Raw genomic sequence first — 9,169 nt, 5'->3', positions numbered from 1 at the left:
ACAAATAGAGGTTCTAGAGGACTATTTGCCATGGTCTGAAATCATACAGAAGAATTGTCAATAAAAAAGGTTCCCGAGTCAATCAACTCTGGAACCTTTTTCATATACTTGGTTATAGCGCGCTTACCGTAGAGCCACGATTTCGCTATCCCTTCCTCTCCCCGCTACCTCACGATAGTCAGGCTTGGGAGTCGCTATTGGGTTCACCGGTAGCAGGTGCCCACAGAGGACTTGCACCTCAGATATACGACATGCCCGTCGTACGGACAAAAAACCGCCAGTCCTCAGACTAGCGGTTTTTTTCGGTTTTTAAGCTACTTGGTGCAGAACTCTATTATTTAAGAGTAACAGATGCTCCTGCTTCTTCCAATTTAGCTTTAAGTTCTTCAGCTTCTGCAGTTGCAACGCCTTCTTTAACCATTGCTGGTGCACCGTCAACAAGCTCTTTTGCTTCTTTAAGACCAAGACCAGTGATTTCACGTACAACTTTGATAACGCCGACTTTTTTGTCTCCAGCAGAAGTCAACTCAACGTCGAATGAATCTTTAGCAGCACCTGCGTCAGCAGCGCCAGCAGCAGCAACAGCTACAGGAGCAGCTGCAGTTACACCAAACTCTTCTTCGATCGCTTTTACAAGATCGTTAAGCTCAAGGATTGAAGCTTCTTTAATTTCAGCAATAATGTTTTCAATGTTCAATGCCATTGTGATTTCCTCCAAAAAAATTTTTTAATAAAATGTGTCTATAAGACTAGGCAACTTGGATTAAGCTGCACCTTCTTTGTCGTCTGCAACCGCTTTGACTGCAAGAGCAACGTTGCGAACTGGGGCTTGAAGTACAGAAAGGAGCATAGAAAGAAGTCCTTCGCGGTTTGGCAATGTAGCCAAGGCCATGATTTCATCCTTGCTTGCGACAGCACCTTCAATGGCACCACCTTTGATTTCAAGCGCTTCAGCTTCTTTAGAAAAGTCATTCAAGATTTTTGCTGGTGCAACAACATCTTCATTTGAAAATGCAACTGCAGATGGTCCAACAAAGACATCTTCCATTCCTTCAAGTCCAGCTTTTTCAGCTGCACGACGAAGAATAGAGTTCTTGATTACTTTGTACTCGACTTCGCTTCCGCGTAGGTTACGACGAAGAACTGTATCTTGTTCTACTGTCAAACCACGAGCGTCCACAACGACGATAGATGCAGCAGCTTTCATTTTCTCAGCAACAACATCTACTAATTCGGCTTTTTTAGCAATACTTGCTTCACTCATTGTATGTTTACCTCCGTTTTTATTTTGCTTGGGGCAAATAAAAAATTCGCACCCAAACCTAGACACGAAAGTACAAACCGTTATTTATTCAATACGTTTTGTCCTCGGTAGGATTCTTATGAGTTGAACTCCCCTACTGTCTTAGGCAGTTTTTTCAAACCGTTAATAATCATAACATAGACCAAGACCAATTGCAAGCGAAAAAGTAACTTTTTTAAAAAAATCAGCAACAAAATGAAGAGGTGGGGTGGAACTAAGCTAAAAGCTTAGCCCCACTCCACACCTTACTCCTTTGTCCAACTACTAAATCGAGCTTCTCAGGTCTTTCAGCAGCTCCTTAGCTGTCTGCAAGTTTGGATGAGCAGTTTTTCGCAATGCAGCCACTAAGTCCGCCACTTCTTCAACCTGGGCACCAGCATGTAAGGCCAGCGATTGAAGCTGTAATTTCATATGGCCTGATTGGATTCCAGTTGTCACCAGTGCCCTTAAGGCCGCAAAATTTTGGCAAAGACCAACGGAGGCAATGATAGCCGCTAATTCCTTAGCTTTCACATTCCCCAGCATATCGAAGGATGCAGCAACTTTGGGATTGAGGCCAATGGATCCACCTACAGTTGCAATTGGTAAGGGAAGGCTAATCTCTCCGATAAGATTATCCCCTTCAACCTTCCAAGTTGATAAACCTCTGTAAGCCCCATCGCGGCTAGCATAGGCATGGGCACCAGCTTCAATCGCACGCCAATCATTCCCGGTCGCAACAACAACTGCATCAATTCCATTAAAAATCCCTTTATTGTGGGTTGCTGCTCGATAGGGATCCACCTGAGCCAACAAACTAGCCAAGGCAATTTTATCAGCTAAATGGGCAGCATCTGCTTTGTTCAGTGCGAGATTGGAAATAAGAACTTGACACCGGCTTGTTACCAATGAATCTGTAGCATAATTGGAAAGAATCCCCATCAAGGTCTTGCCCTGACTCATCGCTTCCAGAGGCTCCTTGAGAGCTTCCAGCATAGTATTCAAGATATTCGCTCCCATAGCCTCTTGCACATCGACATGGAGATAGACAATCAAAAAGCTCTCTTTTACCTCAACCGTCAGCTGACGTGCACCCCCACCTCTTTTCACGATAGAAGGATAAGCTTGATTGGCTATCTGTAGAAGGCTTTCTGCTTCTTTCTGGATAGACTCTTGGGCCTTTTCGACATTTTCCACTTCAAAAAGCGCCACTTGTCCAATCATCTGACGCTTGTTCATACAGGTTTCAAAACCACCTGAACGACCAATAATTTTGGCCCCGAAAGAAGCTGCCGCGACCACAGAAGGTTCCTCCGTTACCATGGGAACCGAATAGCTCTGGCCATCCACACGAATCTCTGGCAAAACCGCAAAAGGAAGAGAAAAGGTTCCTAGATGGTTTTCAACCATCTTTCCTGCAACCGTCTCCGGCAAATTGGTATCTTCGACTAAAGTAACCAAATTCTCCTCTGCCAGATTTTTTTCTTTGTGGAGGATTGCAATGCGATCCTGTCTTGAACGCTTATAAAAACCTGAAAACATTGATATCATTTCCTTTTCTAAAAAGGGGACTTCCGTCCCCTCTTACGAATGATAAATCCGTTTGAACTCGACTACCTTCTCTAAAGCGTAAGGACTTTCATCTGAATTCAAATCAATGGAATTACCAGCTTCATCCAAAACGATCTCTTCAAAGAAGATTTTTTCATACTCCTCAACTGAAAGCTTGGTCCGTTGGTTTAGATCAGCCATTCGGTTCTCTTGAAGATAATCTTTATATCCTTCGACTAGGCAGCCACTGAAAATTTCACAGACAGCTCCACTTCCATAGCTATAGAATAAAATTTCATCCCCAGCTGTAAGTGCTTGAGAATTTTCAAGCAAGGACAAGAAGGAAAGGAAAATTGATCCGGTATAAATATTCCCAACCACTTGATTGTAAACAATCGCCTCATGGAAACGTTCTGTAAGACGACTCAAGGTATCCTCGTTACTCGCAATTGCACGCAAACCTTTTAACCCCTGTTTGGGGAAAGGGATGTGTAAACACATCGCTGCAAAATCTTCAAGGTCTTTGCCAGTCTTTTGCTTGTAATAATCAAAGGTAGTGGTCAAACAGTCTGTATACTGCTCAGTTGAGTATTTCCCATCCACACGTGGGTATTTGTCATCATTGGGTCTCCAAAAATCATAGATATCCCGTGTTTGACAAACATTATCTGAATTTAGAAGCAAGATGCTTGGATCTGCTGTTACAAGCATCGCCACAGCACCAGCTCCCTGAGTAGGCTCTCCACCTGATGCAATCCCGTATTTGGCAATATCACTCGCAATCACTAGAACTTTTGAGTCTGGATTCTGAGCAATATGCGTTTTGGCAAGACTGAGGCCAGCCGTTGCACCATAACAAGCTTCTTTCATTTCGATTGAGCGAGCAAAGGGTTGAATCCCAAGTAAACCATGAATCACCACAGCTGCTGCCTTACTCTGATCCACACCCGACTCGGTACCTACAATAACCATGTCAATGGCCTGCTTGTCTTCTTCCGTCAAAATCGATGCCGCTGCCTGTGCTCCCAGGCTAACAATGTCTTGTGTCACTGGAGCAACTGCCATCTCCGACTGCAGTAGTCCAATCTTAAATTTATTCGGATCGACATTCCGAGCTGCAGCCAAGTCAGCTAAATCCAATACAAATTCTGGAAACGCAAAGCCAATCTTATCAATTCCGATTTTCATCATGTCTTCTGTCCTGACTCCTTATAAACGACTTTGTCCATTGGAAATAATCAAGGAAATTCCTTGACCACCTCCGATACAAAGCGAGCAGAGTCCTAACTCCTTTTCTTGTTTCAACAATTCATGGATCAGGGTCACCAAGATCCGACTTCCACTCGCACCAATTGGATGCCCAAGTGCGATAGCCCCACCATTCACATTTACTATTTTTGGATCTAGCTTGAGTTCTGAAATGACCGGTATCGCTTGAGCCGCAAAAGCCTCATTCAACTCAACCAAGTCTAAAACCTCCGTTGTCAATCCAATTTTCTCAAGCGCTTTATGAGTTGCTGGAATCGGTCCCAAGCCCATATAGGCTGGATCCAAGCCACTTGTTGCATAGGACTCAATATAGGCCAGAACCTCTACACCAAGTTCACGCGCCTTTTCCTCAGACATTAATAGGACTAGGGCACAGCCATCGTTAATCCCCGAAGCATTGGCAGCCGTGACAGTTCCATCCTGTTTAAAAACTGGTCGTAAAGTCGCCAATTTCTCGATCGGTGTTAGACGAGGGTATTCATCCTCTTGAAAAACACGCTCACCCTTTCTTTCCCGAATGGTGATTGGAACAATTTCATCCACAAATCGTCCGCTGGCAATGGCCTTAGCTGCTTTTTCTTGACTTAAATAGGCAAAGGAATCTTGTTCTTCCCGACTAATATCATATTTTTCTGCAACATTTTCGGCGGTTATCCCCATATGAATGTCTTGAAAGGCATCGGTTAAACCATCTTTTAACAGAGAGTCTTCTAAAACCATGTTCCCCAACTTATTTCCAAAGCGACTGGCTTTGGAGAGATAGGGAGCTTGACTCATGATCTCAATACCACCAGCAACAACAACGTGATTGTCACCCAGTAAAATCGATTGTGCAGCTAGAAGGACGGACTTTAGACCAGAACCACAAACCTTATTGACAGTATAGGCAGAGGTCGTTTCTGGAATCCCGGCACGAACAGCTATTTGACGAGCAATATTTTGACCATGTCCAGCAGAGAAAACATTTCCGAAAATGACTTCATCCACTACCTCAGCTGGTATGTTTTTCTTCTCCAAGGCGGTCCGTAAGACCTGTGCTCCTAAATCAGCTATTTCAATATCTTTTAAACTGCCTCCAAAACTACCGATGGCAGAGCGATAGGCAGCAACAATAGCTACTTTATTCATCATAACACCTCAATCAGATGATTTTGAACCCAAGAGTTCAACTCTACCATTATACCACTAATTTTCAGAGAAAAAATCATTCTCTAGACCTAGATGACTATCATTTCTCACAGGGTTGGTTAGAACTTAACCGTCCATGCAAGATATAATCAACAGATCGCAAGTCCTCAAGGTTTCGACAATTTAAAGCACATAGAATGATTCGCAAATCCTCTTTCCACTCATTCACAATTTCAATAACCTCAGCAACAGTATAGCGATTCACCAAGTCTAACATGGTTCCTGACAAGCCGACAGCTCGAGCACCCAAAACCATACATTTTACCATATCCAAGGGATGGCGCACTCCTCCTGACGCGATGATTTCAAGTTCATCGACCAAAGGCTGAGCATTTAAGAGAGCCTGGACTGTGCTCTGTCCCCAATTATCTAGATAACTTCGTTTGCCACTTCGTTGGTTTTCAATGTAGGCAAAATTAGTTCCACCACGACCTGAAATATCAACGGTTTGAATCCCTAGATTCAAGGCCTTTTTCATGGTTTTGACATCCATTCCAAAACCAACTTCCTTGAGAATAATCGGGACTGGAATCTGCTTGGCATAGGCTGCTAGGTTCTGTTTCCACGATTGGAACTGGCGTTCCCCTTCCGGCATTAGCAACTCCTGCATCACATTCACATGAACTTGTAAAAATAAGGGATCCATCTCCGCTACTGTCTGCATTCCTAAGGCTACAGGCTTATCAACACCAATATTGGTCGCACAGAGCAGGTTTGGAAATTCTTCTTTGGTTGGATACGAATGATCATCCGGGTTTTGCAAGGCCGCACTATAAGAACCTGTAACCATCAAAATTCCCGTAGCTTCCGCTACCTGGGCTAGTTTGCGATTCACAACAGCAGCTTTTTCCGAACCACCCGTCATGGCATTAATAAAGAATGGAACTTCGAAATCCTGACCTGCAAAGTGGGTCGAGAGATCGATATCTGCCAAGTCAAAATCCGGTAAGGAAGAATGGATTAATTCCACGTCGTCAAAACTATTGTAGGGTGATTGGTAGGTAAGTGCATGCTGGATATGTTCATCCTTGCGATTCCTCATGAGAAGTCCTCCTGATACAGTAGCTGAATCCCAACTTGCTCCCACTCCTGAAGCAATTGGTCTAAAATGTCTTTATCAAAAACAAAAGCGATTCCACAATCGCCCCCTCCGGCTCCAGAGGATTTCGCAACAGCGTCATATTGACTAGCAAGGGACCGTAATTGGTAGAGCTTGTTGGTATAAATGGCCGGACTAAGATTCTCTAACAAATCACTGATCTGATTCAAACTCTTTTTAAACCCTGCACCGTCTCCTTTTAGGAGTGCTTCTTTACAACGGAGAGTTGCTTGATTAGTTGCCTTTAAAAATTCAGAATCAATAGCCGCCTGTACCTGCCGAATCAAGTCCTTGGAAATGGCTGGTTGACGCGTCCAGCCCACTAAAAATTGACAAGCTAGTTGAGACTTGAGCACCTCAATCTGATAGCCCCAATCTAAGGCTAGGGTTTCCTGTAACGAATGATTTTCTAGATAACGACGCACTCGCTTGCGATCAAAGGCTTGAAAACTAATAAAGTCTTCATAAGCGATACAGGCCAAATCCCCCATCGATCCGTTATCTCCTCGAGCTAATAAGACGTAGGAGGCCAGTCGAAAAAGACGATCTGGGGACAGCTCCAGATCCGCAAAAGCCGCTAAAGCTTTTAAAACCAAGACTGTCACAGAGCCGCTGGATCCAATACCATACTTCAAGCCATCCTCTTCCATCTTCCCTGAAATTTCTAAGGCAAATGGAGATAGTTGGGCTAGGTCCAGACCTCTATAACGAGCCCAAACTTTGACGGTGTCCTGTATGAGGCTGTAATTCTCATCTGTCTCCATTCCAACCGAATAGTCAAACAAATCCGAGTGGATCTGAATCTGAGAGGCAGGAGCAATACTTGCCTGCATGTAAATGGGAATGTTTTTTATTAAAGCCGTTTGTCCGGGAGTTAAAATAGCATATTCACCGGCTACATAGAGTTTCCCACAAGAGGTTACCTTAATCGTCATAACTTGGATCCTTTGTTCCTGAACTGATCACCCGATAGCCATAATCCTGTTCAAAAATCTGACTGAGCTTTACCAAATCTGCTTCCTGGCATAGCACTTTAACATTAGGGCCAGCGTCCATGGTGAAGTAACACTCATGCCCTTTTTGGCGTAAGCTTTTTACTAAATCCATCGCCTTATAGGACTCTGGCGTCAAATAATTAAAGGATGGTGTCGCATATTCATTGGTCCGGTGCATGGCCAAAGCATTTTTCTCCGTCAATTGTCCAACTTTAGTAAAATCGTCCTCTTTTAAATACTCAAGCATGGCCTGATAATCTTTCTCAGACTGATCAATCCATTCTTGGAAAACTGTCGAGGTACTACTTGCAATTTTCATCCCTTCTCGGCTAGAAATTGGTTTTTTGTTAGTCTCTAGAACCAACATAATCATTCCCAATTTTAGATCTGTTTCTACCTGATAAATCTCACCAGAGTCCTTATCCCAAGCAGCTATTGGTCCAAAGAAGGAGCGTGAAGAGGAGCCGGATGCAAATTTAGCTTTTTGAGCCAACTCAGATCTGCTATAACCCGTTTCAAACAATTGATCACAGGCCATCACCAAGGCAGATAGACCACTAGAACTGGATGACAGGCCTGCGGCAGTGGGCATATTGTTCTGCGTTTCAACTTTCACATAAATGTCCGGATTACTACGGTACTGATCAATGACTGCCGAAATTTTGCTATGTTCTTTTTCATCCTGTAAAACACCATTGATGTAGAACAAGTCCTTCTTTGTTTCAGCAGGTAAAAAACTGACGGTTGTCGTTGTATACAAATTGTCAAGCGTCAATGAAATACTGCTGGTTGCTGGAATCATCCGTTCTGCATCAGCCTTTCCCCAATATTTAACAATAGCAATATTCGCATAGGACTGAACGGTTACACTTTTTCTATCCATACCTGCTGAGCTCCTTTTCCAAATAATTTTTCACGAATCATAAATGCATCCTCCAAGTTGGCTGCAAGAGCTATAACACAGCCCCCTAGACCGCCACCGCTCATTTTAGCTCCCAGAGCACCGGCAGCTATCGCCTGATCTACCAATTCATCTACAAAAGGCAGGCTAACACCAATCGCCCTTAACTCTTTGTGGGCTAAGCTCATGAGACGTCCGACTTCACGACTATTGTGTGCTTTAATAGCAAGCTCAGTTTGTGCAGCCAAGTTTCCCAAAGTGGCTAGATGGGGACGATTCAGCTCCTCAAATTGTGCCACCTTATCAACAGCCTCACGAGTATGGCCCTGAATCCCTGAATCAGCAATTACTAAATAGGCCTCCAAAGCAACCTCTAAACTAGCAAAGCCAGTATCCCGACTAAATTTGATAGGAACATCAGACAGACAGGTTTTGGCATCAAGACCACTCGGATTGCTGTGGGCAATCTTTTCTGCTTGATGGACAAGCATTTCTAATTTTTCTAAAGATAGGGACTCTTCAAAATAAGCATAGACAGCTCGAATGGCAGCTATCGATACAGCAGCTGAGGATCCCATTCCTCGTTTTTGAGGAATTTTTGAATCGATTTCATAAGAAATTTTGGCCTCCAACTGACCTAAAGAATCAAGCGCTGCAAATACAGCCGTTGACAGGGAATCTTCAAAATCAAAGGTTATCGCTTGACTAGCCGGTTGAATACGACAAGTAGCCTCAATTCCTAATAAGGGGAGCGCAATAGCTGAATAACCATACACTACTGAATGCTCTCCCATCAAAATAATTTTACCGTGGGACCGGCCTATACCCTTGTCTACCATTCCTTACCTCACATCTAGCTAGTTGACTATCTCTTTCATTATATC

General features: G+C 43.6%; 9 protein-coding genes and 1 other annotated feature. All 9 genes read right to left on the bottom strand.

All coding sequences use genetic code 11. The features are described from left to right. Positions 1-334 precede the first annotated feature (334 nt). Positions 335-703 carry a 50S ribosomal protein L7/L12 gene (rplL, locus tag HZY94_RS06455; protein ID WP_160332818.1) on the bottom strand — a complete coding sequence of 123 codons (369 nt, stop codon included), beginning with the start codon at positions 701-703 and terminating at the stop codon, positions 335-337. A 60-nt stretch (positions 704-763) separates the two neighbouring features. Then, the gene (gene rplJ, locus HZY94_RS06450) at positions 764-1,264 is read right to left on the bottom strand and encodes a 50S ribosomal protein L10 (protein ID WP_179925504.1); all 501 of its coding nucleotides are present in this window, start codon (positions 1,262-1,264) and stop codon (positions 764-766) included. Between the two features lie 31 nt (positions 1,265-1,295). Then, positions 1,296-1,428 (bottom strand) — a sequence feature (ribosomal protein L10 leader region). Positions 1,429-1,567: 139 nt separating this feature from the next. After that, positions 1,568-2,833, bottom strand: coding sequence for a hydroxymethylglutaryl-CoA reductase, degradative (locus HZY94_RS06445; protein ID WP_179925503.1), 1,266 nt, complete (start codon positions 2,831-2,833; stop codon positions 1,568-1,570). Between the two features lie 33 nt (positions 2,834-2,866). Next, positions 2,867-4,021 carry a hydroxymethylglutaryl-CoA synthase gene (locus tag HZY94_RS06440; protein ID WP_179925507.1) on the bottom strand — a complete coding sequence of 385 codons (1,155 nt, stop codon included), beginning with the start codon at positions 4,019-4,021 and terminating at the stop codon, positions 2,867-2,869. A gap of 21 nt (positions 4,022-4,042) precedes the next feature. After that, positions 4,043-5,230 (bottom strand): acetyl-CoA C-acetyltransferase, encoded by a 1,188-nt coding sequence (locus tag HZY94_RS06435; protein WP_179925502.1) that lies wholly within the window; start codon positions 5,228-5,230, stop codon positions 4,043-4,045. Positions 5,231-5,330: 100 nt separating this feature from the next. Further along, entirely contained in the window at positions 5,331-6,332 is a 1,002-nt protein-coding gene (gene fni / locus HZY94_RS06430) for a type 2 isopentenyl-diphosphate Delta-isomerase (RefSeq protein ID WP_179925501.1), read from the bottom strand. After that, on the bottom strand, positions 6,329-7,324 hold the full coding sequence (locus HZY94_RS06425; RefSeq protein WP_179925500.1) for a phosphomevalonate kinase: 996 nt from the start codon (positions 7,322-7,324) through the stop codon (positions 6,329-6,331). Before HZY94_RS06425 ends, fni begins: the two co-directional genes overlap by 4 nt. After that, positions 7,314-8,267 (bottom strand): diphosphomevalonate decarboxylase, encoded by a 954-nt coding sequence (mvaD, locus tag HZY94_RS06420; protein WP_179925499.1) that lies wholly within the window; start codon positions 8,265-8,267, stop codon positions 7,314-7,316. Before mvaD ends, HZY94_RS06425 begins: the two co-directional genes overlap by 11 nt. Next, a complete protein-coding gene (gene mvk / locus HZY94_RS06415) occupies positions 8,249-9,124 on the bottom strand; it encodes a mevalonate kinase (protein ID WP_179925498.1) in 876 nt (291 codons plus the stop codon). The genes mvaD and mvk overlap by 19 nt, the downstream gene beginning before the upstream one ends. Between the last annotated feature and the right edge of the window lie 45 nt (positions 9,125-9,169).

Origin of the sequence: Streptococcus danieliae (genome assembly GCF_013415245.1) — a bacterium.
Taxonomy (GTDB): Bacteria; Bacillota; Bacilli; order Lactobacillales; family Streptococcaceae; genus Streptococcus; species Streptococcus danieliae_A.
This window is presented reverse-complemented; position numbering and strand designations above follow the sequence as displayed.